General features: G+C 72.3%; 22 protein-coding genes. 10 read left to right on the top strand and 12 right to left on the bottom strand.

Going from position 1 to position 21,150, the window contains the following annotated elements:
* Positions 1–475: 475 nt before the first annotated feature.
* Entirely contained in the window at positions 476–877 is a 402-nt protein-coding gene (locus D3A59_RS15960) for an HIT family protein (protein ID WP_119156017.1), read from the bottom strand.
* Between the two features lie 122 nt (positions 878–999).
* Between D3A59_RS15960 and D3A59_RS15955 the strand changes: the two genes are divergently transcribed.
* From D3A59_RS15955 to D3A59_RS15940, 4 genes are all read left to right on the top strand, one after another.
* A complete protein-coding gene (locus D3A59_RS15955) occupies positions 1,000–2,448 on the top strand; it encodes an MFS transporter (protein ID WP_157991551.1) in 1,449 nt (482 codons plus the stop codon).
* A gap of 156 nt (positions 2,449–2,604) precedes the next feature.
* Positions 2,605–3,372, top strand: coding sequence for a class II glutamine amidotransferase (locus D3A59_RS15950; RefSeq protein WP_119156015.1), 768 nt, complete (start codon positions 2,605–2,607; stop codon positions 3,370–3,372).
* Between the two features lie 109 nt (positions 3,373–3,481).
* Positions 3,482–4,675 carry an FAD-dependent monooxygenase gene (locus D3A59_RS15945; RefSeq protein WP_119156013.1) on the top strand — a complete coding sequence of 398 codons (1,194 nt, stop codon included), beginning with the start codon at positions 3,482–3,484 and terminating at the stop codon, positions 4,673–4,675.
* A gap of 85 nt (positions 4,676–4,760) precedes the next feature.
* The gene (locus D3A59_RS15940) at positions 4,761–5,792 is read left to right on the top strand and encodes an SDR family oxidoreductase (protein ID WP_119156011.1); all 1,032 of its coding nucleotides are present in this window, start codon (positions 4,761–4,763) and stop codon (positions 5,790–5,792) included.
* Between the two features lie 22 nt (positions 5,793–5,814).
* Here the strand turns inward: D3A59_RS15940 and D3A59_RS15935 are convergent, their stop codons facing one another.
* A complete protein-coding gene (locus D3A59_RS15935) occupies positions 5,815–6,528 on the bottom strand; it encodes a hypothetical protein (RefSeq protein WP_157991550.1) in 714 nt (237 codons plus the stop codon).
* A gap of 128 nt (positions 6,529–6,656) precedes the next feature.
* Between D3A59_RS15935 and D3A59_RS15930 the strand changes: the two genes are divergently transcribed.
* From D3A59_RS15930 to D3A59_RS15915, 4 genes are all read left to right on the top strand, one after another.
* Complete coding sequence (locus D3A59_RS15930; RefSeq protein ID WP_119156008.1) at positions 6,657–7,928, top strand: SDR family oxidoreductase; 1,272 nt, start codon at positions 6,657–6,659, stop codon at positions 7,926–7,928.
* A gap of 14 nt (positions 7,929–7,942) precedes the next feature.
* Complete coding sequence (locus D3A59_RS15925) at positions 7,943–8,407, top strand: DUF2269 family protein (RefSeq protein ID WP_119156006.1); 465 nt, start codon at positions 7,943–7,945, stop codon at positions 8,405–8,407.
* An 82-nt stretch (positions 8,408–8,489) separates the two neighbouring features.
* Complete coding sequence (gene msrA, locus D3A59_RS15920; protein ID WP_119156004.1) at positions 8,490–9,137, top strand: peptide-methionine (S)-S-oxide reductase MsrA; 648 nt, start codon at positions 8,490–8,492, stop codon at positions 9,135–9,137.
* 58 nt (positions 9,138–9,195) lie between these two features.
* A complete protein-coding gene (locus D3A59_RS15915; RefSeq protein ID WP_119156002.1) occupies positions 9,196–9,678 on the top strand; it encodes a cupin domain-containing protein in 483 nt (160 codons plus the stop codon).
* An 11-nt stretch (positions 9,679–9,689) separates the two neighbouring features.
* Here D3A59_RS15915 and D3A59_RS15910 read toward each other — a convergent pair whose 3' ends face one another.
* The 3 genes from D3A59_RS15910 to D3A59_RS15900 are packed head-to-tail and all read right to left on the bottom strand — an operon-like array spanning position 9,690 to position 12,421.
* Positions 9,690–10,871 (bottom strand): extracellular catalytic domain type 1 short-chain-length polyhydroxyalkanoate depolymerase, encoded by a 1,182-nt coding sequence (locus D3A59_RS15910; protein ID WP_119156000.1) that lies wholly within the window; start codon positions 10,869–10,871, stop codon positions 9,690–9,692.
* 34 nt (positions 10,872–10,905) lie between these two features.
* Positions 10,906–11,331: a CopG family transcriptional regulator gene (locus D3A59_RS15905; RefSeq protein ID WP_205665213.1), complete on the bottom strand. Its 426-nt coding sequence runs from the start codon at positions 11,329–11,331 to the stop codon at positions 10,906–10,908.
* Between the two features lie 43 nt (positions 11,332–11,374).
* Positions 11,375–12,421, bottom strand: coding sequence for an extracellular catalytic domain type 1 short-chain-length polyhydroxyalkanoate depolymerase (locus D3A59_RS15900; protein WP_119155996.1), 1,047 nt, complete (start codon positions 12,419–12,421; stop codon positions 11,375–11,377).
* 181 nt (positions 12,422–12,602) lie between these two features.
* Between D3A59_RS15900 and D3A59_RS15895 the strand changes: the two genes are divergently transcribed.
* Together D3A59_RS15895 and D3A59_RS15890 are read left to right on the top strand one after the other, a co-directional pair.
* Entirely contained in the window at positions 12,603–13,547 is a 945-nt protein-coding gene (locus D3A59_RS15895; protein ID WP_119155994.1) for a CysB family HTH-type transcriptional regulator, read from the top strand.
* Between the two features lie 109 nt (positions 13,548–13,656).
* Entirely contained in the window at positions 13,657–14,169 is a 513-nt protein-coding gene (locus tag D3A59_RS15890; protein WP_157991549.1) for a hypothetical protein, read from the top strand.
* A gap of 46 nt (positions 14,170–14,215) precedes the next feature.
* On the opposite strand, the gene D3A59_RS15885 is transcribed toward D3A59_RS15890, so the two are convergent.
* From D3A59_RS15885 to D3A59_RS15855, 7 genes are all read right to left on the bottom strand, one after another.
* Positions 14,216–15,280 (bottom strand): sulfate/molybdate ABC transporter ATP-binding protein, encoded by a 1,065-nt coding sequence (locus D3A59_RS15885; protein WP_119155990.1) that lies wholly within the window; start codon positions 15,278–15,280, stop codon positions 14,216–14,218.
* Positions 15,277–16,209, bottom strand: a complete 933-nt coding sequence (gene cysW / locus D3A59_RS15880; RefSeq protein WP_119155988.1) for a sulfate ABC transporter permease subunit CysW — start codon at positions 16,207–16,209, stop codon at positions 15,277–15,279. The genes D3A59_RS15885 and cysW overlap by 4 nt, the downstream gene beginning before the upstream one ends.
* A gap of 1 nt (position 16,210) precedes the next feature.
* Complete coding sequence (gene cysT / locus D3A59_RS15875) at positions 16,211–17,044, bottom strand: sulfate ABC transporter permease subunit CysT (RefSeq protein WP_119155986.1); 834 nt, start codon at positions 17,042–17,044, stop codon at positions 16,211–16,213.
* A 90-nt stretch (positions 17,045–17,134) separates the two neighbouring features.
* Positions 17,135–18,166 (bottom strand): sulfate ABC transporter substrate-binding protein, encoded by a 1,032-nt coding sequence (locus D3A59_RS15870; RefSeq protein ID WP_119155984.1) that lies wholly within the window; start codon positions 18,164–18,166, stop codon positions 17,135–17,137.
* A 112-nt stretch (positions 18,167–18,278) separates the two neighbouring features.
* Positions 18,279–18,764 (bottom strand): DUF305 domain-containing protein, encoded by a 486-nt coding sequence (locus D3A59_RS15865; protein ID WP_119155982.1) that lies wholly within the window; start codon positions 18,762–18,764, stop codon positions 18,279–18,281.
* A gap of 60 nt (positions 18,765–18,824) precedes the next feature.
* Positions 18,825–19,832: a sulfate ABC transporter substrate-binding protein gene (locus D3A59_RS15860; RefSeq protein WP_119155980.1), complete on the bottom strand. Its 1,008-nt coding sequence runs from the start codon at positions 19,830–19,832 to the stop codon at positions 18,825–18,827.
* Between the two features lie 543 nt (positions 19,833–20,375).
* A complete protein-coding gene (locus D3A59_RS15855; RefSeq protein ID WP_119155978.1) occupies positions 20,376–20,855 on the bottom strand; it encodes a DUF2892 domain-containing protein in 480 nt (159 codons plus the stop codon).
* Positions 20,856–21,150: the final 295 nt, after the last annotated feature.

Raw genomic sequence — 21,150 nt, 5'->3', positions numbered from 1 at the left:
CCTCCTGCCCCAGCCCGCCGGCTGATCCTCAGTTCAGCACCCCGGCTGAATACGTACCCGCCCTGTTCTTTTCCTGGTCGGGGGAGCCGGGGCTCGGTTCATTGCTCCGGGCCGGCGGCACACCAGGCGGTCGCCGCGCACCGGCCCGTCGAGCCCGGGACGCCTGAACAGGCTCTCCAGCCTCATCCCGCGGCTCTGCTGCAAGCGCGGCTCCGACAGAACCCTGCCCCTCAGACGAAACGGGAGGGCCGGGCCTTCTCGTGCACCCTTGCTTCACCACGAACGGCAACTCGGGGCGCTGTCGACCGAGCGGTGAACGGCAGCCAGGGCGCAAGGCCGCTCGTTCTCATGAGAGCCGCACGAGGCTCCTGCTGCCGAGGGTGCTCGGCAATGTGTTCTGGTCCTGGGGGGCGGTTGCCGCCGCAAGCTGTGCGGCGGCTGCGATTCAAGGCACGGTCGCCACCGACCGGGCGGCTCAGAGCCGGATCTTCTCCGCCAGCTCGCGCAGCCGCTCGATGCCCGGCTCGCGCCGCGGCCAGGTCAGCCCCGCGGCGTCGTTCTCCCAGCGCGGCAGCACGTGCAGGTGCACGTGCGGCACCGTCTGCCAGCCCGCGGGCTTGTTGGTCTGCAGGATCGTGATGCCGTCGGGCTCGAAGGCCGCCTGCACCGCGCGCGCGATGCGCGCGGCGACCTTCATCAGCGCCGCGGCGGTCTCGTCGTCGACCTCGAGGATGGTCTCGTGGGGCTTCACGGTCGCGACGATGACGTGGCCGTCGTTGACTTGGCCGGCGTCCATGAAGGCGAAGACATGCTCGTCCTGGTAGATCTTCGCGCAGGGCAGCTCGCCCGAGAGCAGGCGTTCGAACACGGTGGGCATCGGGTCTCCTCTCTTCCTCTTGCGGTGGGAACGGGACGCATCTTCGCACCGTGCAGCGCCCGCCGGCACGCGCGCGGCGGCTGCGGCACACTGGCAGGCCCTCCCCCCGCCGCACCCGACCGATGCCCGAAACGACCGACACCGCGCGTCCCGCCGGCCACTCGCTGGAGGCGATGCGGCGGCGCCACGGCGAGGCCTACCGCTGGCGGCTGCTCGCCACCGTGATGATCGGCGCGGTCGCCGCGATCATGTCGGCGACCATCGTCAACGTCGCCGTGCCGGACATGAGCGGGCACTTCGCGCTCACGCCCTCGCGCGCGCAGTGGGTCTCGACCGCCTTCATGAGCGCGATGACGCTGGCGATGCTGCCTGTGCCCTGGCTGCTGGCGCGCTTCGGCTACCGGCGGACCTACATCGGCGCGGTGCTGCTGCTGATGGCCGGCGGCATCGGCGGCGGCCTCGCGCAGCACTACCCGCTCGTGCTCGCGATGCGCGTGGCCGAGGGGCTGGCCGCCGGCGTGATGCAGCCGATCCCCGCGATCCTCGTGATGCGCGCCTTCTCGCGCGAGGAGCAGGGCCGCGCGATGGGCGTCTTCGGCTTCGGCGTCGTGCTCGCGCCGGCGGTGGGGCCGAGCGTCGGCGGGGTGCTGGTCGAGCTGTTCGGCTGGCGCTCGATCTTCTTCGTCGTGGTGCCCTTCTGCATCGCGGCGCTGGCGATGGCGCAGCGCTACCTGCCGCATGCGGCGCCGGGCGGCGCTGCGCCGGGCGGGCGCGCGCTGCGCCTCGACCTCGCGGGGCTCGCGCTCGCCGCCGCCGCGGTGCTCGCGCTGCTCAACGGCCTGGTCGGGCTGCACGGCGGCGCGCCCGTGCAGGCGCTGCTGCTGCTCGCGCTCGCCGCGGTGGCCGGCACCGCCTTCGTGCGCCACGAGCGGCGCACGCCGCAGCCGCTGCTCGACCTGCGCGTGTTCGCGCCGCGCACCTTCGTGATGGGCTCGCTCGTCGCGTTCATCTACGGCATGGGGCTGTTCGGCTCGACCTACCTGGTGCCGGTGTTCATGCAGCAGGGGCTGGGCTTCGCGCCGTCGGCCGCCGGCGCGGTGCTGCTGCTGCCGGGGCTGGTGCTCGCCGGCACGATCGTCGTCGCCGGGCGGCTCGCGGACCGCGGGCCGCTGCACCTGCTGGTGAGCGCGGGGCTCGCGCTGCTGGCGCTGTCCTTCGCGCTGATGGCCGGGGTCGGCCCGGCCACCGGGCTGCCGCTGCTGATGCTGTGGGCGACGGTCGGCCGCATCGGGCTCGGCTGCGTGCTGCCCTCGCTCAACGTCGGCGCGCTGCGCGCGCTCGAGCCGGCGCTGCTGTCGCAGGGCTCGAGCACGATCAACCTGCTGCGTCAGCTCGGCGGCGCGATCGGCATCAGCCTGGTCGGCATCGTGCTCGAGTGGCGGCTCGCCGCGCATGCCGACGACCGCGTGCTCGCGGCCTTCGGCGAGACCTTCTGGCTGCTCGCGCTCGTGACGGCCAGCGCGATCCTCGCGGCCTGGCGCATGCGGCCGGCGGCAACCCGCGGCGACTGAAGGCGGGGGCGGGGCACTGACCGCTCGCCCCGCGGCGTCGTGCAGGCTGCATGGCGGTGGCCCTGCCGACGGCGGGGCACTCGCCGCCCGGAGGCACCCCGCGGCGCGCGCGCGGCCGTAGCATAGGCGCTTTCGGCTCCTCGACCACCCGACCATATGTGCCAGCTCCTGGGGATGAACTGCAACACGCCGACCGACATCGTCTTCAGCTTCACCGGCTTCGCCACGCGCGCCGGGCGCACCGGCGAGCACACGGACGGCTTCGGCATCGCCTTCTTCGAGGGCTCGGGCGTGCGCCTGTTCGTCGACCACCAGGCGGCGCTGGACTCCCCGGTGGCCGAGCTGGTGAAGAACTACCCGATCAAGAGCTGCAACGTCATCGCGCACATCCGCAAGGCGACGCAGGGGCCGGTCATGCTCGCGAACTGCCACCCCTTCCAGCGCGAGCTGTGGGGCAGCTACTGGGTGTTCGCGCACAACGGCAACCTGGTGGACTTCCAGCCCGAGCAGCGCGACCGCTACCTGCCGGTGGGCACCACCGACAGCGAGCGCGCCTTCTGCTTCCTGCTCAACGAGCTGCGCCGGCGCTTCCCGCAGCGCCCGGCGCTGCCCGAGCTGACCACGGCGCTGCGCGAGATCACGCCCGGCATCGCGCGCCACGGCACCTTCAACTACATGCTCAGCGACGGCACGGCGCTGTTCGCGCACTGCTCGACCGCGCTGAGCTACATCGTGCGCCAGTACCCCTTCGCGACCGCCGAGCTGCGTGACGAGGACATGAAGGTGGACTTCTCGGCCGTCACCACGCCGAAGGACCGCGTCGCGGTGATCGTCACCGAGCCGCTGACCACCAACGAGACCTGGACCGCCTTCGCCCCCGGCGAGCTGAAGGTGTTCGTCGAGGGCGAGCCGCAGGCGATGTAGCGCGCCGCGGCCGCAGGGCGGCGCCGGGCCCACCCCGCCCCGGGCCTCCCCGGCCTGCGCGCCCGGATCAATAATCGGCCTCCTCCCAACGCCACTTTCCCGCCCGAGCATGAACCCCGCCGTTCCCCTGCATCTGGCCGTCGTCGGCGCCGGCCCGGCCGGCCTGGCGCTTGCGCTGATGGCCGCGCGCGAGCTGCCCAGCGCCCAGGTCACGCTGTTCGACGCCCGCCCGCTCGACGTCGACGTCTCCGCCGACCCGCGCACGCTCGCGCTGTCGCTCGGCAGCGTGCAGCTGCTGCAGCGCCTGCGCGCCTGGCGCGAGGCGCAGGCCACGCCGATCCTGCAGGTGCAGGTCTCGCAGCAGCAGCCGGCGCTGTTCATGAACCGCCTCGGCGAGCCGCAGGTCACGATCCGCGCCGCCGACGAGGGCGTGCCGCTGCTCGGCGCGGTGCTCTCCTACGGCGCGGTGGTCGCGCCGCTGCAGCAGGCCTGGATGGCCGAGGCCGCGGCGCACCCGGCGCGGCTGCACAGCCGCTTCGGCACCCCGGTGCGGGCGCTCAAGGCGGTGCGCGAGGGCGTCGAGGTCGACAGCGCGATCGCCGAGCGCTTCGACCTCGCGGTGGTCGCCGAGGGCGGCGTGTTCGCCGACCAGGCGCGCAAGGCGATCTCGCACGACTACCGCCAGGTCGCCTGGGTCGGCAGCGTGACGATCGAGGGCGGCACGCCCGGCCTCGCGGTCGAGCGCTTCACGCCCGACGGGCCGGCGGCGCTGCTGCCGCTCGGCGGCGGCGCGGCGCAGGGGCGCTGGGCGCTGGTGTGGTGCGTGCCGGGCGAGCGCGACGCGGTGGCCGAGCTCGACGACGCGCAGCGCGTGACGGTGCTCAACCACCTCTTCGGCCCCTCGGTCGGTCGCATCGTCGCCGTCACGCCGCTCAAGCGCTTCGCGCTCGGGCTCAATGCCGAGCGCACGCTGGTGCAGGAGCGCACGGTGCGCATCGGCAACGCCGCGCAGACGTTGCACCCGGTGGCCGGCCAGGGCCTGAACCTCGGCCTGCGCGACGCCTACTGCCTCGTGCACGCGCTGCGCCGCGAGGACTCGGTGGACGCGGCGCTGCGCTCGCTGGAGTGGCGCCGCGGCCCGGACCGCTGGGCGACGATCGCGAGCACCGACTTCCTCGCGCGCAGCTTCACCTGGCAGCTGCCGGGCCTGTCCACGGTGCGCGGGCTGGGCCTGGCGGCGCTGCAGCTCGCCTCGCCGCTGAAGTCGCTGCTGGCACGGCAGATGATGTTCGGCCGGCGCTGAGCGCGGGGAGGCGGGGGTATGTGAATTGCCGCGGGCAGCGCTGTGCGGGGCGCCGTCGCGCCCCGGCGCAGCCTTGGAGCAAGCGATGAAACCCACCCTCAAACCCCTCGACCAGCAGACCCTCGTCATCACCGGCGCCTCCAGCGGCATCGGCCTGGCCACCGCGCAGGAGGCCGCCAGGCGCGGCGCGCGCGTGGTGCTCGCCTCGCGCAACGAGGCGGCGCTGAAGGACATCGTCACGCAGATCGAGGCCGCCGGCGGCCAGGCCCTGGCGGTCGCGGCCGACGTCGGCAAGCGCGCCGACATGGAGCGCGTTGCCGCCGCCGCGATCGAGCGCTTCGGCGGCTTCGACACCTGGGTCAACAACGCCGGCATCGGCATCTGGGGCTGGTCCGACCAGATCAGCGACGAGGATGCGCGCCGGCTCTTCGACACCAACTACTGGGGCGTCGTCAACGGCTCGCTGGTCGCCGCGCAGCACCTCAAGCGGGCGGGAGGCGCGATCATCAACATCGGCAGCGTCGAGAGCGACCGCGCGATGCCGCTGCACAGCGCCTACTCGGCGAGCAAGCACGCGGTGAAGGCCTTCACCGACTCGCTGCGCATGGAGCTCGAGCACGACGGCGCGCCGATCGTCGTCACGCTGGTCAAGCCGGGCGCGATCGGCACGCCCTTCACCGAGCATGCGCGCAATTACACCGGCCGCGAGGCCAAGCTGCCGCCGCCGGTCTACAGCCCGCAGGACGTGGCGCTGGCGATCCTCGACGCCGCCTGCAAGCCGCACCGCGACATGTTCGTCGGCTCTTCGGCGAAGACGATGAGCAGCCTCGGGCAGCGCGCGCCGCGCATGTTCGACCGCGTCAGCGAGAAGTTCATGTTCGACGCGCAACTCGCCGAGCAGCCGCCGGCGCACCCGATGGGCAGCCTGCACGAGAGCACGCTGGCGGGCCGGGTGGAGGGCCACCACCCGCACACCCGCGTGCGCCGCAGCCTGTCGAACCAGGCGCGGCTGCACCCGGGGCGCGCCGCGTCGATCGTGCTGGCCGCCGGCGCCGCCGTCGCGGCGCTCGCGGTGCGCTGGCGCTACAGCGGCTGGGCCGGCATGCGCCGCGCCTGAGTCGTGGCGGCGCCTCCCGCCCTCAGTGCAGCAGCGGCGGCGGCGGCTCGCTCCCCTGGGCGGAAGAGCCCTCGACCGCCGCGTAGGGCGGCTGGGGGGCCTTCGGCGCGGGGGCGCTCATGGCGGCCGGGCGGGACGGCGCCGCGGCACCACGGTCTGCCGCTTCGGACTGCCCGGGATGACGCAGCGCGTGCTGCGTCGCGGTCGAGACGGCCGGCGGCAGCGCGACATCGGGTCGCGGCGTCACGCGCCGCTCCACGGTGCGGCTGTGGCGGTGCGAGGCCCAGTGGCTGCCGGCGGCCAGCCCGAGCGCGAAGCACGAGTAGACCCACCACAGGCTGCGGCTGCGCAGCGGCTGCTCGAAGCCCGGCGTCAGGCGCCGCGGCACGAGCTTCAGGTCGACCAGCGCCGCCACCGCGGTCCCGACCGCCGCGTGCCCGAGCAGCGCCGGCGGGCTGCGGTGCTCCGGGCGGTCCGGCACCAGGCGCTCGAAGAACATGGCCCAGAAGACCGCCGAGAGCTGGTGCGTCAGCACGCCCGGCAGCGTGTAGCGCACGCTGATCCCGTCCTGGCGCGTGCCGCGGTCGCCGTGGAGCCAGTGGCTCGGCGCGTTGATCGGGCGCATCACGCTGCCGGCATCCTTGCGCCCGAAGATCGCCAGCGCGGCCATCGAGGCCAGCCCGGCGGCATTGCCGCTGATCAATGCGTTGCCGATGACTCGGGACCATGGTTTCATCGCGGTGCTCCTTCGAGGTGAATGTGCGGGGGAGGGGAACGGTGCTTGCCGTCCTCCGGGCATCCCGGCAAACGCCGTTCCGACGGGGCGAAGACGATGGGAGCCATGACCATGACAGGACCAGCCCGATGCGCGTGCTGCTGACCGGCGCCGGCGGCTTCATCGGCAGCCGGCTCGCGCGCGCGCTGCTCGACGCCGGCCACGAGGTGCGCTGCGCCGTGCGCGATCCGGCGCGCGTCGCACCACCGCTCGAGGCCGTGGCGGCGGACTTCGCGCGCGACCACGACAGCGCCGCGTGGCTGCCGCGGCTCGCCGGCATCGACGTCGTCGTCAACGCGGTCGGCATCCTGCGCGAGCAGGGCGCGCAGACCTTCGACGCGCTGCACCTGAAGGCGCCGCGCGCGCTGTTCGAGGCCGCGGCGCGCGCCGGCGTGCGCCGCGTGATCCAGATCTCGGCGCTCGGCGCGGACGAGCACGCGGCGAGCGGCTACCACCTCAGCAAGAAGGCGGCGGACGACTTTCTCCTCTCGCTGCCGGTGCCGGCGGTCGTGGTGCAACCCTCGCTCGTGTACGGGCCGGGCGGCGCGAGCGCGCAGCTCTTCGACACGCTCGCGGCGCTGCCGGTCCATGCGCTTCCCGGCGGCGGGCGCATGCCGGTGCAGCCGATCCACGTCGACGACGCGGTGGCGGCGATCGTCGCGCTGCTGTCCACCGACGCCTTCGACGGCCGGCGCGTCGCGCTGGTCGGCCCGGCGCCGCTCGCGCTCGTCGACTACCTAGGCGAGCTGCGCGCTTCGCTCAAGCTCGGCCGCGCGCTGCGCGTGCCGGTGTCGTGGGGAGTGGCGCGCGCTGCCGCGGCGCTGATGGAGCGCCTGCCCGGCGCGCTGCTCGACCGCGAGACGCTCGCGATGCTCGCGCGCGGCAACGCCGCCGACGCCTCGGACACCGCGCGGCTGCTCGGCCGCGCACCGCGTGCGCCGCGCGACTTCATCCCGCCGCAGCAACGCGGCGCGGCTCGCACGCAGGCGCTGTCGAACTGGGGCCTGCCGCTGCTGCGCTGGAGCATCGCCGCGGTGTGGATCGTCACCGGCATCGTCTCGCTGCTCGTCTACCCGCTCGAGGAGAGCTACGCGCTGCTGCACGCCACCGGCATCCCGCCGCCGCTCGCGCCGCCGCTGCTGGTGGCGGCCTCGGTGCTCGACTTCGCGATCGGCATCGCGATCCTGTGGCCCCGGCGGCGCCGAGAGCTATGGCTGTTCCAGATCGCGGTGATGGGCTTCTACACCGTCGTCATCAGCTTCAGGCTGCCCGAGTTCTGGGCCCACCCCTACGGGCCGATGCTGAAGAACCTGCCGCTGCTCGCGGCGATGCTGCTGCTGTGGCAGCACGAGGAGCCCTGAAAGGAAGGGAATCGATGGAATACCAGATCGCCAAGTGGCTGCACATCCTGTCGTCGACGCTGCTGTTCGGCACCGGCATCGGCTCGGCCTACTACATGCTGACGGCGAGCCTCACGCGCGACGTGCGCGCGATCGCGGTGGTGGTGCGCAAGGTGGTGCTCGCCGACTGGCTGTTCACGACCACGACGATCGTGTTCCAGCCGCTCAGCGGCTTCTATCTCGCGCACCTGGCGGGCTTCCCGCTCACGAGCCGCTGGCTGATGTGGACCTACGCGCTCTACCTGCTCGCCGGCGCCTGCTGGCTGCCGGTGGTGTGGATGCAGATCCGCATGCGCGACATGGCCGAGCAGGCGGTGCGCAGCGGGGGCGAGCTGCCGCCGCTGTACTGGCGCATGATGCGCTGGTGGGTCGCGCTCGGCATCCCGGCCTTCTTCGCGCTCGTGGTCGTGTTCTGGCTGATGGTGGTCAAGCCGAGCTGAGGGGGGCCGTGCCCGTGCTTGGCCCGGGCGCGGCAGCGCTGCAAGAATGGCCAAGTCGCCACTTCGCCGTCGGGAGTTGTCCATGAGCCGTCTGCGTCGATGCTGCCTTGTCGCCACCGTGCTGCTGAGCGGGGGCACGCTTGCATCCGCGCAGACTCCCGCGAAGGCGGCGACTCCCAGCGCCGCAGCCGGGACCCGCGTGGCGACGGCCATGTTCTCGGGCGGCAGCTTCTGGGCGCTGGAGGCGGCCTTCGACCGGGTGGCGGGCGTGCTGTCGACCACGCCGGGCTACACCGGCGGCCCGCAGTCCGCTCCCACCTACGAGCAGGTGTTCTCGGGCCGCACCGACCATGTCGAGGCGGTGGAAGTGCGCTACGACCCTGCCAAGGTGCGCTACGAGCAGCTGCTCGCCTACTACTGGCGCCGCATCGACCCGACCTCGCGCGAGCGCCAGTTCTGCGACGAGGGTCCTGCCTTCCGCCCCATGATCTTCGCGCACGACGAGGCGCAGCTGGAGGCGGCGCTCGCGTCGAAGTCGGCGCTGCAGCGGCGCAATCCCTTCGGCAAGCCGATCGTCGTGCGCATCCAGAAGGCCGCGCGCTTCCATCCCGCCGAGGACTACCACCAGGACTTCTACCGCAGGAACCCGGTGGAGTACCGGCAGTACAGCGACAGTTGCGGCCGCGCGCAGCAGCTGCGGCGGCTCTGGGGGCGAGCCGAGGGGCTCTGAATCCCGCGGCTTTGGCCTTGCCGTGAGGAGAATGAGGCTCTTTCCCGAGGAGCCTCCCATGTCCGACCCGACCCCCCCGGTGGCCGTCCTTGCGGCGGATGCGCCGCTGCGCACGACGCCCTCGCTCTATCCCGAGCCCTTCGCGTCGCGCATGGCCGGCCGCGAGAAGCGGCCGCTGGGCGAGCTGTTCGGCCTGCGGAACTTCGGCGTCAACCTGACGCGGCTCGCGCCCGGCGCGGTGTCGGCGCTGCGGCACGCGCATTCGCGGCAGGACGAGTTCGTCTACGTGCTCGCAGGCCACCCGGTGCTGCGCACCGATGCCGGCGACACGCCCCTCGCGCCCGGCATGTGCGCGGGCTTCGCCGCCGGCAGCGGCGACGCGCACCAGCTCCTCAACCCCGGCGACGAGGAGGTGCTCTACCTCGAGGTCGGCGACCGCAGCGCGGGCGACGCGGTGGCCTACCCGGACGACGACCTGCAGGCGGTGCTCGGCCCGGACGGCCGCTGGCGCTTCCTGCACAAGGACGGCACGCCCTACTGAGACGCTCCCCCTCAGGCCTTGCGGCCTTCCTTCGGGTGCGCGAGGAAGAAGCGCAGCATCTCGCGCGAGGCCTCCACGCCGCGCGGCTCGGTGTAGGAGCCCCGGGCGCTGCCGCCGGACCAGGCGTGGCCGCTGCCGTGCAGTTCCCAGTGCTCGCCGAGCGGCAGGCCGGAGGCGCTGCGGTAGAGCGTGCGCGTGTAGCGCTGGCCGTGCGCCGAGCGCCCGTGCTCGGCCTGGGCCAGCGCATGCGGGCCGACCGCCGCCTCGATCAGCTGCTGGCCGTTGCGCGGGCTCACCGTGGTGTCGCGGTCGCCGTGGAAGACGATGGTCGGCACCGGGCCGCCGGCCTTGGACGGCTTGGCCGCGCCGCGCAGCGGCCGGGCCGCCGGCGGCGTCGGCGGGCTGCCCTCGCGCATCGCCGCGAAGGCGGTCTGGACGTCGTGCGCGGCTCCGGGCGGCAGGCCGGAGTGCACGCCGACCGCGGCGAAGAGCTCCGGGTAGGACTGGCCGAGGATCGCCGCCATCGCGCCGCCCGCCGACAGCCCGGCGGCATAGACGCGCGCCGGGTCGATCCCGTACTGCCGCATCACCGCCTGCGTGAGGTTCGCCAGCACGGCCGGCTCGCCGCGGCCGCGCTGCTGGTGGTTGTGCTTGAACCAGTTCCAGCAGCGCTGCGGGTTGGCGTGCTGCGACTGCGCGGGGTAGAGCACGAAGAAGCCCTGCTCGCGCGCGAGCTCGTTCATCGCGGTGCCGGCGGCGAAGTCGTCGGGGTCCTGCGTGCAGCCGTGCAGCATCACGAGCAGCGGCAGCGCCTTGCCCTCGTGGCCGGGCGGCACGTAGAGCTTGTAGTGCAGGCTGCCGGCCGCTTCGCTGTGCACGCCGTCGATGAATTCGCCGGCGGCGCCCGAGGGCCCGCGGGCCGCAGGCGCGTCCTGCTGTGCCTCGTCCACCTCCCTCACGCAGCCGTCGAGGACGGTGCGCGTGTCGGCGGGCGCGCCGCTGCGCTCAAGGAAGGACTCGAAGGCCGAGGCCCAGGGCGCAGCCGCGTACGCCCCTTCGGTGGCGGCCGGAGTCGCCGGGGCCGCCGTGCCGCCCTGCAGCGCCTGCTGGATCACAGCGGAGGCGTCCTGCAGCCGGCCCGCCTGGGTCAGGCGGGTGGCTTCGAGCATCAGCTCCTGGAATTGGGGTTTCATCGGGTTTCCGTTCAGGGATGAGGTCTCGCGGGTGTCAGCGCTGGCGGGAGGCCAGCGCTGCCTTGACCTGGGGAGAGGCATGAAGCGCGCCCAGCACGACCAGCGATTCGATCGTCGCCAGCGCCAGCTCCGGCGTCACGTCGGGCGCGAAGCTCGCCAGGCCCAGCACGCGGATCTGCAGCTTCTGCCCGGCGTCCTGCAGGGATTGCAGTTCCTGCCGGGTGAAGTGGTGGATGCCGAGCACCAGCGTGCGGCGCGCCAGGACCTGCTTGACCGCGTCGGCATGCGTCGCGAGCTGGCTGCGGATCGCCGTGCGGATGAAGTCGGTGCGGTTGGCGTAGAAGCCCTCCTGCACCAGCAGGTCGATCTGCCCCAGGTCCACGAAACCGAGGTTGATGGTGATCTTTTCCGAATCGGCAGGCTTGGAGGCGCCTGCTTGCGTCATTGGCTTGTCTTCCATGGGGACCATCCTAACGCCATCCACCTGGATGGTGGAAGGAGGGTCATTGCGCAAGGAAGAAGCGCAGCAGCTCGCGCGAGGCCTCGGGCCCTGCGGGATCGGTGTAGGAGCCCGCGGCGTCGCCTCCCGACCAGGCATGCCCGCCGCTGTGCAGCTCCCAGTGCTCGACCCGGGGCGTGCCGCCCGCATCCCGGAACACGGTGCGGGTGTAGCGGCGGCCGTGCAGCGAGCGGCCGTGCTCGACCTGCGCGAGCGCGCCGGGCGGCAGCGCAGCCTCGACGAGCGCGCGGCCGTTGCGCGGGTGCACGGTGTCGTCCGCGTCGCCGTGGAAGACGATCGTCGGCAGGCGCGGCGCGTGCAGCGGCTGCGCGGCGCCGTGCAGGCGGCTGATCGGCGCATGCGGGCTGGGCACGCCCTCGCGCATCACCGAGAACGCGGAGGACACGTCGTGCGCCGAGCCGCAGGGCAGGCCGGAATGCACGCCGAGCGCGGCGAAGCGCTCCGGGTAGCGCTGCGCGAGGATCGCCGCCATCGAGCCGCCGGCCGACAGCCCCGCGACCCAGGTGCGGCGCGCGTCGAGCCCGTGCTGCGCGAGCACCGCCTCGACCAGGCCGGCCAGCAGCGCCGGCTCGCCCTGGCCGCGCTGCTGGTGACGCGGCTGGAACCAGTTCCAGCAGCGCATCGGGTTGGCGCGGCGCGACTGCTCCGGGTAGAGCACGCAGACGCCGTGCTCGCGCGCGAGCTCGTTCATCCGCGTGCCGGCGGCGAAGTCCTCGGGGTCCTGCTTGCAGCCGTGCAGCAGCACGAGCAGCGGCCGCGCGGCCGCGGGCCCCGGCGGCAGGTAGAGCCGGTAGCGGCGTCGGCCCTCGGGGCCCTCGTGCTCGTTCTCGATGAATCGGCCGGGACCGGAATCGGCGTTGGCCGCGGGGCTCGCGCCGCCGGCCGGGGCGGCGGGCGGGGCCGGCGTGCGCCGCTCCCCGCCGTCCGGGCCGCGCAGCCAGCCGCGCAGGGCGGCGCCCGCGCGCGCAAGCGCCCCACCGTGCCCGCTGCGGGCCCTTCCCTGCGTCAGTCGCTGCCACAGTCGCTTCATCGGGATTCCATGGCCTCGTGTCCTCCGGTGCGGCCCAGCTTGCCACGGCCTGCTTACGGTCGCGCGACACCGCGCACGCGCGCCTCATGCGCCAGAGGCAGAAGCTCAGGCGGAAAACATCCTTGGAATCGAGGCGAGGACTGCAGAAAATTCGTTTTTCGCATAAGAACAGGGGTCGAGGGTGAACTTTCAGCAGTTGCGTTCGGTGCGCGAGGCCGTGCGCCGGGGTTTCAATCTCACCGAGGTGGCGCAGGCGCTGCACACCTCGCAGCCCGGCGTGAGCCGGCAGATCCGCGAGCTCGAGGACGAGCTCGGCGTCGAGCTGTTCGTGCGGGCCGGCAAGCGGCTGACCGGGCTGACGCAGCCGGGCGAGCAGGTGCTGCCGATCATCGAGCGCATGCTGCTCGACGCGGAGAACCTGCGGCGTGCCGGCGAGGACTACGCGCAGCAGTCGCGCGGGCGGCTGTCGATCGCCGCGACGCACTCGCAGGCGCGCTACGCGCTGCCGCCGGCGGTGGGCGACTTCCGCCGCCAGTTCCCGGACGTGACGCTGAACCTGCACCAGGGCACGCCGGACCAGATCGCGAGGATGCTGCTCGAGGGCGAGGCCGACGTGGGCATCGCCACCGAGGCGCTGACGCGCTACGAGGACCTGGTGGCGCTGCCGTGCTACCGCTGGACCCACTGCGTCATCGCGCCGCCCGGCCACCCGCTGCTCGCGGCGCCCGCGCTCACGCTCGAGGCGCTCGCGCGCCACCCGATCATCACCTACGACGCCGGCTACACCGGCCGCGCGCACATCGACGAGGCTTTCGCGCGCCACGGGCTGCGGCCCGAGATCGTGCTGACCGCGCTCGACGCGGACGTGATCAAGACCTACGTCGAGCTGGGCCTGGGCATCGGCATCGTCGCCTCGATCGCCTACGACGAGTCGCGCGACCGGGGGCTGGTCGCGCGCGACGCGGGGCACCTGTTCGCCGTCAACATGACGCGCCTGGCGCTGCGGCGCGGCACTTGGCTGCGCGGCTACGTCTATGCCTTCATCGAGAGCTTCGCGCCGCCGCTGACGCGAAAGGTGGTCGAGCGGGCGATCGCGGCGGCGCCCGGCGAGGACTACGTCATCTGAGCGGCGGCGGCGCCCCCCGGGTCGCGGGCCGGCCCCCGTCCGCGTGATGCCGCGCGCGCCGCCGCGCCCCGAGACTGGAGCTCCACGTGGGTCAGCAAGGAGTCGAAGGATGGCCTGCCCTGCTCTCGGAGTCCGCAACGGCGCGCCGCGGCGCGCTTCCCGTCGCACCCGCTGCCGCGCCGCGGCGCTCGGGGCGATGCTGATGCTGGGGGCGGCCGCGCAGGCCGAGCCGCCGGCGCTGACGATGGCGCGTGCCGACCTGGCGCCGCTGCGTTCCTTCCTCGAGCGCAGCAGCGGGCCGCAGCCGGGCAGCACCGGCGTGATCGAGCTGCGGCGCGCCGACCTCGACGCCGACGGCCGCGACGAGCTGGTGATGCTGTGGGGCCTGTTCGGCGCCACGTCGAGCTGGCCCGCACTGACCGTGTTCCGCCAAGGCCCGCAGGGCTGGCGGGAGGCCGGCACCCAGGACCTGGAGGGCCAGGTCGAGCGGCTCGAGCTGCGGGGCCGCGAGATCCGGCTGGAGTTGCGCGTGCCGGACCCCGACGACCCGCGCTGCTGCCCGAGCCGCGGCAGCGCCTCCCGTTACCGCTGGGACGGCGCGCGGCTGGTCGAGGCGAGGTGAGGCGCCGGGCTTCCCGGGGCGGCACGCGGGCGGGCCGCCGGGCCGCTCAGATCATCGCCGCCGGATCCGGCAGGTCGTCGGCCGGCACCGAGAAGCGCGTGAGGCGCCGGGGCAGCAGGTGCAGCTCGCTGCCGACGCGCAGGCCCTCGCGCTCGCGCAGCGCGTTGTACTCGTCGCGCGACAGCTCGACGTCCACGTAGCTGCCGTCGCCGCGACGGAACTCCAGCCGCGTGTTCGGGCCGACGGTGAGCGTGTGCACGAGCGTCGCGGCGACGCTGCCCGGCTGCGGCGCGGTCAGGATCTGCAGCTCGTGCGGCCGCACGTAGCTCACCTCGGCGGGCCGCGCGCCGCCCTGGCCCGGCGAGTGGTCGATGCGCGCGTGGAACAGGTTCACGTCGCCGAGGAACTGCAGCACGAAGGGCGTGGCCGGACGGTCGTAGACCTCGTCGGGCGGGCCGTCCTGCTCGATGCGGCCCTGGTTCATCACGACGATGCGGTCGGCGACCTCCATCGCCTCCTCCTGGTCGTGCGTGACGAAGACGCTGGTGACGTGCATCTCGTCGTGCAGCCGGCGCAGCCAGCGGCGCAGCTCCTTGCGCACCTTGGCGTCGAGCGCGCCGAAGGGCTCGTCGAGCAGCAGCACCTTCGGCTCCACCGCGAGCGCGCGCGCGAGCGCGATGCGCTGCCGCTGCCCGCCCGAGAGCTGGTGCGGGTAGCGCTCGGCGAGCCAGTCGAGCTGCACGAGCTTCAGCAACTCCATCACCTTCTCGCGGATCTTCGCCTCGGAGGGGCGCGTGGCCTTCGGGCGCACGCGCAGCCCGAACGCCACGTTCTCGAAGATGCTCATCTGGGGAAAGAGCGCGTAGTGCTGGAACACGAAGCCGACGTTGCGGTCGCGCACGCTGGTGCCGGTGGCGTCCTCGCCGTGGAACAGCACGCTGCCGCCGTCGGGGCGCTCGAGGCCCGCGATGATGCGCAGCAGCGTCGTCTTGCCCGAGCCCGAGGGGCCGAGCAGCGCGACGAGCTCGCCCGAGCCGATCGTCAGGTTCAGCTGGTCGCAGACCTTCAGCGAGCCGAAGCGTTTTTCCAGGTTGCGGACTTCGATGCTCATTCCGATGACTCCTTGGCGGCGCGCATCTGTGCGTGCACGCGCCGCTCGACGATGAACTTCAGCACCAGCGTGACGAGCGCCAGGCCCGCCAGCAGCGACGCGACGGCAAACGCCGCGGCGAACTGGTACTCGTTGTAGAGGATCTCGATGTGCAGCGGCATCGTGTTGGTCTGGCCGCGGATGTGGCCCGAGACCACCGACACCGCGCCGAACTCGCCCATCGCGCGGGCGTTGCACAGGATCACGCCGTACAGCAGCGCCCACTTGATGTTGGGCAGCGTGACGCGGCGGAACATCTGCCAGCCGCTGGCACCCAGCACCGTGGCCGCCTCCTCCTGCTCGCGGCCCTGCGCCTGCATCAGCGGGATCAGCTCGCGCGCGACGAAGGGGAAGGTGATGAAGACGGTCGCCAGCACGATGCCCGGCACCGCGAAGATCACCTTCAGGTCGTGCGCGGCCAGCCACTCGCCGAGCCAGCCCTGCAGCCCGAAGACGAGGATGAAGATCAGGCCCGCGATCACCGGGCTCACCGAGAAGGGCAGGTCGATCAGCGTGAGGATCAGGCTCTTGCCGCGGAAGTCGAACTTCGCGATCGCCCAGGCGGCCGCGACGCCGAAGACCAGGTTCAGCGGCACCGAGATCGCCGCGGCGATGAGCGTCAGCTTGATCGCGGAGACCGCGTCCTCGTCGGTGATTGCCGCCAGGTAGACGTCCAGGCCCTTCTTGAAGGCCTCGATGAACACCGCGACGAGCGGCACGAACAGGAACACCGTCAGGAACACCAGCGCCACGCCGATCAGCGTGCGGCGCACCCAGGCGGGCTCCCCGGTGGCCTCGGCCAGGAGCGGGCGGGCTGGTTCGCGCGGGCCGGCCAGGGGCGCCCCGGCAGGGTCGGCCAGCGGGGTGGCGGGGGAAATCGGTCGGCTCATCTCACATTCCCTGGCGCTTGCGCGTCCAGGCCTGCAGCAGGTTGATCACGAGCAGCATCGCGAAGCTCATCACCAGCATCACGACGGCGATCGCGGTCGCGCCGGGCACGTCGTACTGTTCCAGCTTGGAAATGATCATCAGCGGCGTGATCTCGCTGACCATCGGCAGGTTGCCGGCGATGAAGATCACGCTGCCGTACTCGCCGAGCGCGCGCGCGAAGGCGAGCGCGAAGCCGGTCAGCAGCGCCGGCATCAGGATCGGCAGGATCACGAGGCGGAAGGTCTGCCAGCGCGAGGCGCCGAGCGTCGCCGACGCCTCCTCGAGCTCCTTGGACAGGTCCTCGAGCACCGGCTGCAGCGTGCGCACGACGAAGGGCAGGCCGATGAAGAGCAGCGCGACGAACACGCCCGTCGGCGTGAAGCTGACCTTGAAGGGCAGGACCTGGCCGATCCAGCCGTTCTCGGCGTAGATCGCGGTCAGCGTGATGCCGGCCACCGCCGTGGGCAGCGCGAAGGGCAGGTCCACCAGCGCGTCGACGAGGCGCTTGGCCGGGAACTCGTAGCGCACCAGCACCCAGGCGATCACGAGGCCGAAGACCGCGTTGATCAGCGCCGCGGCGAACGAGGCGCCGAAGGTCAGCCGGTAGGACGCCACGACGCGCGGCGACGCGACCGCGTCCCAGAACTGCGGCCAGGTCATCGTGAAGGTCTTCAGGAAGGCCGCCGACAGCGGGATGAGCACGATCAGGCTCAGGTAGAGCAGCGTGAAGCCGAGCGCCAGGTCGAAGCCGGGCAGCACGCTGTGACGCCGCAGCAGGGTGCGGGAGAAGAGCATCGCGGGACGGGGCGGGGAGGAGGGCGGGGAACGGCGCGGGCCGGGGGCCGCGGCGCGCAGAGGGCAGGGGCCGCGGCGGCCCCGGGGGCGTCAGCGGCGCACGACGATCTGGTCGTAGACGCCGCCGTCGTTGAAGTGCTCGGCCTGCGCCTTCTTCCAGCCGCCGAAGACCTCGTCGACGGTGAAGGCGTTGACCTTTGGGAACTGCGCGGCGTGCTTGGCCAGCACCTTCGGGTCGCGCGGACGCAGGCTGTGCTTCGCGGCGATCTCCTGCGCCTCGGGCGACCACAGGTACTTCAGGTAGGCCTCGGCGAGCTTGCGCGAGCCCTTCTTGTCGACCACCTTGTCCACCACCGCCACCGGGTTCTCGGCCAGGATGGTGTGCTTCGGATAAATGATCTCGAAGTTCTGGCCGAACTCCTCGACGATCGACTGCACCTCGCTCTCGAAGGTCACCAGCACGTCGCCGATGTTGCGCTGCGCGAAGGTGGTGGTGGCGGCGCGGCCGCCGCCGTCGAACACCGGCACCTGCGCAAAGATCTTCTGCGTCTGCTCGCGCGCCTGCTGCGGCGTGCCGCCGGCCTTGATGACCGAGCCCCAGGCGGCGAGGTAGCCGTAGCGGCCGTTACCGGTCACCTTCGGGTTCGGGATGACGGCAGCAACGCCCGGGCGCGCCAGATCGGCCCAGTCCTTCACGTTCTTCGGATTGCCCTTGCGCACCATGAAGACGGTCAGCGAGCTGGTCGGGGCAGCGTTGTCCGGCAGGCGCTTGGCCCAGTCGGCGGCGAGCAGGCCCTTGTCGGCCACCACGTCGATGTCCAGCGCCTGGTTCATCGTGATCACGTCGGCATCCAGCCCCTCGATCACCGCGCGCGCCTGCTTGCTCGAGCCACCGTGCGACTGGTTCAGCGTCACGTCCTGGCCGGCGGTCTTCTTCCAGTGCGCGGCGAAGGCCTTGTTGTAGTCCTTGTAGAACTCGCGCGAGACGTCGTAGCTGACGTTGAGCAGCGTGTTCTGCGCCTGCGCGAGGCCGCTCGCGCCGAGCATCAGCACAGTGGCGGCGCCACCGAGCAGCGCGCGGCGCAGCAAGGAGGCGGAAAGCGGAAGGCGGGAGTGCTTCATGTTCGTTCAGGATGGCGGTTGAAGGCAGGGTCGAATGCTAGTGCCAATTGTTTCATCGGAAAAGGATTCAAATTTCCGATGCTTATTCGGAAAAAGCATAAGACACACTTCTTCAGCGCGGCGCAGGCTGGACTCCCGGTGCCTCTGGCCGGGGATGCTCCTTCAGCCAGCGCTCCAGCACCTCGAGCTCCCGCGTCTGGTGATCGATCATCTGCTGCGCCATCCGGCGCAGCGTCGGGTCCTTGCCCTGCTGGAGCTGGATGCGGGCCATCTCGATCGCGCCCTGGTGGTGGGCGCGCATCATCGCCGCGAAATCCTGGTCGACGTTCCCGCTGGGCTCGAGCGCATCCATCTGCTGCATGCCGCGCATCGTCGCGGCATGCAGGTCGGTGCTGCCGCTGCCGGCACGGTGGTGCATCGTCGCGCCGGGTGTGCTGCGCGTGCCCTCGCCGTCGGTACCGAGGCGCGAGGGCGGCGTGTCGGGGGCGGGGCGTGTCTGCCCTAAGGCGGCGGTGTCCCAGGGCAGCACGAGCGCGAGCGCCACCGCGCCGGCATGCAGCAGGTGCCGGAGGCGGGGGCGGGAGAGGGGGTGGTGCATGGAGGACTCCTTGTCCCGGCGGGCTCTCCCCCGCTGGGCAAGCGTGGTGCCCACCGGCACTCAGCGCCGCGTGAAGACCCGGTCGAAGGTGCCGCCGTCGGAGAAGTGGATCTTCTGCGCTTGGCTCCAGCCGCCGAAGGCCTCGTCGACGGTGAAGAGCTTGAGCTTGGGGAACTGCGCCGCGTGCTTCGCCGCCACGGCCGGGTCGATCGGGCGGAAGTAGTGCCGGGCCGCGATCTCCTGGCCGCGCGGCGAGTACAGGTGATCGAGATAGGCCTGCGCCGCCGCCCGCGTGCCGCGCTTGTCGACCACCTTGTCCACGATTGCCACCGGCGGCTCGGCCAGGATGCTGACCGAGGGCGCGACCACGTCGAACCTGTCGGGGCCGAGCTCCTTGATCGCCAGCAGCGCCTCGTTCTCCCAGGCCAGCAGTACGTCGCCGAGGCCGCGCTCGACGAAGCTCGTGGTCGCGCCGCGCGCGCCGCTATCGAGCACGGGCACGTTGGCGAGGATGCGGCCGACGAACTCCTGCGCCTTCGCGTCCGAGCCGTACTTCTGCTTCGCGAAGCCCCAGGCCGCGAGGTAGTTCCAGCGCGCGCCGCCCGAGGTCTTCGGGTTCGGCGTGAGGACTTGCACGCCCGGCCTGGCGAGGTCGTCCCAGTCCCTGATGCCCTTGGGATTGCCCTTGCGCACCAGGAACACGATGGTGGAGGTGTAGGGCGCGCTGTTGTGCTTCAGGCGCCGCTGCCAGCCCGGGGGCAGCAGCTTCGCCTTCGCGGCGATCTCGTCAATGTCGTAGGCCAGCGCGAGCGTGACGACGTCGGCCTCGAGCCCGTCGATCACCGAGCGGGCCTGCTTGCCCGAGCCGCCGTGGGAGGTGCGGATGCTCACAGTGCCGCCGGTCTTCGCCTTCCACTGCGCGGCAAAGTCCTTGTTGAACTCCTGGTAGAGCTCGCGGGTGGGGTCGTAGGAGACGTTGAGCAGCGTGAGGTCCCGGGCCGCGGCGGGCCCGGCGGACAGCAGGGCGGCCGCGCAAGCGAGGGCGGCGAGAAGGGGGCTGCGTTTCATCGGGAGTCCTTGGCGTTGTCTTTCCTGGACCGCCAGCTTCCCGCAAGACGCCCCCGCGGAGAACGAAGGAATGTTTCGATCCATCTGCGGCGAGCGCATGAGCGCGCAGGTGCCGGCCGGGCCAGCATCCGAACTGCACCGTCGCACCGTCCGCCGCGTGCTCCGCAAGCATCCGCCGGGCCGAACCGCTGCAGCCCCGCCTTGAGCTTCCAGCGTTCCGGGTCCCGATCCCGCTCTCGGGAAGCGAGCGGCGCCGCTTGCGCCAGACCTTGGCGTGCATGAGGCGGCGCCGGCTCATGCTGCCTCCCCATGCCGTGCGTGCCGGGAGGACTCGCGGCGCTGGATCGCGTCGTCGCGCGCAGCGGGACGCGTGCGGCCGCTGTCGCGGAGGGACAGGAAGCTTTTGCAGGAACGCCTTTCCGATGAGGCGGGAATGACGTGCATGCCTGACCGGCGCAAGCTCGCCCGCCAGCGCGATGCAGCAGGCGCCGCGTGGCGCAAGATGCAGGCGGAGCGACCCAGGGGCGCCGCGCGCCAGCCGGCTCAGAGGTGCGTGGCGTGGTCGGGACGGGTCGCCTGCAGCACCATGCCGAGGCCGGTGATGCCGTCGCGGGCAGTGATGCCCTCGAAGTCGCCGCGCAGCGCCTTGAGCGCATACCGCTCGCGGTTGATCTCCTCGGCGGTGCGCACCCCCAGGCGGCGCAGCAGCGGCAGCGGCGGACACCAGCCCTGTACCGCGTGCTGCAGCAGGAAGCCCGCGACCCCGGCCGGCAGCGCGTACCAGCGCCGGTTCACGAAGGTGCCGAGCAGCACGCCCGCGATCGACAGCGCCGAGGCATTGGCCTGCAGAACGCGCTCGATGTCCCACTCGCGGTCGAGCTCCTCGAGGCGCTGGTCGATGTAGACATGACCGGCGTAGGCCGCGTAGGCGATGCGCGCCTCGGTGCGCTGGGCGATGCGGTCGTTCACCGGCGGGGCGGTGTGGTCGCTGACGCGACTGGCGGTGGTGGCAACGAGCTTCATGCAGGCACTCCTTTTCTTTTCCTCGACAGGCCGGCAAGCGCGGTGCCCGCGCGCCGGGAAGGCGGGGTCGGCCCGCACCCCGGGAGCCGGCGGTGCCGGCGGGACACGGCGCAGGCTACTGGTTTTCCCTCGGGGCCGGCCGGTCCGATCCCTATTTAGCGCAGACACCCTTGCCTCAGGAAGGAGCAGGTGTTTGCGCATGTAACGCTCGCTGCGGCCGGGCCGGCCAGCCCGGTGCCCGAACAGGGGCTCAGTCGCCTCTAAAAGCGGCTCGTGCTGCGGGTTTCCCCTTGGC

Origin of the sequence: Caldimonas tepidiphila, from assembly GCF_003569765.1 — a bacterium.
In the GTDB taxonomy this organism is placed as follows: Bacteria; Pseudomonadota; Gammaproteobacteria; order Burkholderiales; family Burkholderiaceae_C; genus Caldimonas; species Caldimonas tepidiphila.
Note: the sequence above shows the minus strand (reverse complement) of the source record. Positions and strands in the feature narration are given on the sequence as shown.

Bases quoted from the DNA above. Each gene is read 5' to 3' on its own strand.
- D3A59_RS15960 (WP_119156017.1), bottom strand. From the start codon at position 877: ATGCCCACCGTGTTCGAACGCCTGCTCTCGGGCGAGCTGCCCTGCGCG.
- D3A59_RS15955 (WP_157991551.1), top strand. From the start codon at position 1,000: ATGCCCGAAACGACCGACACCGCGCGTCCCGCCGGCCACTCGCTGGAG.
- D3A59_RS15950 (WP_119156015.1), top strand. From the start codon at position 2,605: ATGTGCCAGCTCCTGGGGATGAACTGCAACACGCCGACCGACATCGTC.
- D3A59_RS15945 (WP_119156013.1), top strand. From the start codon at position 3,482: ATGAACCCCGCCGTTCCCCTGCATCTGGCCGTCGTCGGCGCCGGCCCG.
- D3A59_RS15940 (WP_119156011.1), top strand. From the start codon at position 4,761: ATGAAACCCACCCTCAAACCCCTCGACCAGCAGACCCTCGTCATCACC.
- D3A59_RS15935 (WP_157991550.1), bottom strand. From the start codon at position 6,528: ATGAAACCATGGTCCCGAGTCATCGGCAACGCATTGATCAGCGGCAAT.
- D3A59_RS15930 (WP_119156008.1), top strand. From the start codon at position 6,657: ATGCGCGTGCTGCTGACCGGCGCCGGCGGCTTCATCGGCAGCCGGCTC.
- D3A59_RS15925 (WP_119156006.1), top strand. From the start codon at position 7,943: ATGGAATACCAGATCGCCAAGTGGCTGCACATCCTGTCGTCGACGCTG.
- msrA (WP_119156004.1), top strand. From the start codon at position 8,490: ATGAGCCGTCTGCGTCGATGCTGCCTTGTCGCCACCGTGCTGCTGAGC.
- D3A59_RS15915 (WP_119156002.1), top strand. From the start codon at position 9,196: ATGTCCGACCCGACCCCCCCGGTGGCCGTCCTTGCGGCGGATGCGCCG.
- D3A59_RS15910 (WP_119156000.1), bottom strand. From the start codon at position 10,871: ATGAAACCCCAATTCCAGGAGCTGATGCTCGAAGCCACCCGCCTGACC.
- D3A59_RS15905 (WP_205665213.1), bottom strand. From the start codon at position 11,331: ATGGAAGACAAGCCAATGACGCAAGCAGGCGCCTCCAAGCCTGCCGAT.
- D3A59_RS15900 (WP_119155996.1), bottom strand. From the start codon at position 12,421: ATGAAGCGACTGTGGCAGCGACTGACGCAGGGAAGGGCCCGCAGCGGG.
- D3A59_RS15890 (WP_157991549.1), top strand. From the start codon at position 13,657: ATGGCCTGCCCTGCTCTCGGAGTCCGCAACGGCGCGCCGCGGCGCGCT.
- D3A59_RS15885 (WP_119155990.1), bottom strand. From the start codon at position 15,280: ATGAGCATCGAAGTCCGCAACCTGGAAAAACGCTTCGGCTCGCTGAAG.
- cysW (WP_119155988.1), bottom strand. From the start codon at position 16,209: ATGAGCCGACCGATTTCCCCCGCCACCCCGCTGGCCGACCCTGCCGGG.
- cysT (WP_119155986.1), bottom strand. From the start codon at position 17,044: ATGCTCTTCTCCCGCACCCTGCTGCGGCGTCACAGCGTGCTGCCCGGC.
- D3A59_RS15870 (WP_119155984.1), bottom strand. From the start codon at position 18,166: ATGAAGCACTCCCGCCTTCCGCTTTCCGCCTCCTTGCTGCGCCGCGCG.
- D3A59_RS15865 (WP_119155982.1), bottom strand. From the start codon at position 18,764: ATGCACCACCCCCTCTCCCGCCCCCGCCTCCGGCACCTGCTGCATGCC.
- D3A59_RS15860 (WP_119155980.1), bottom strand. From the start codon at position 19,832: ATGAAACGCAGCCCCCTTCTCGCCGCCCTCGCTTGCGCGGCCGCCCTG.
- D3A59_RS15855 (WP_119155978.1), bottom strand. From the start codon at position 20,855: ATGAAGCTCGTTGCCACCACCGCCAGTCGCGTCAGCGACCACACCGCC.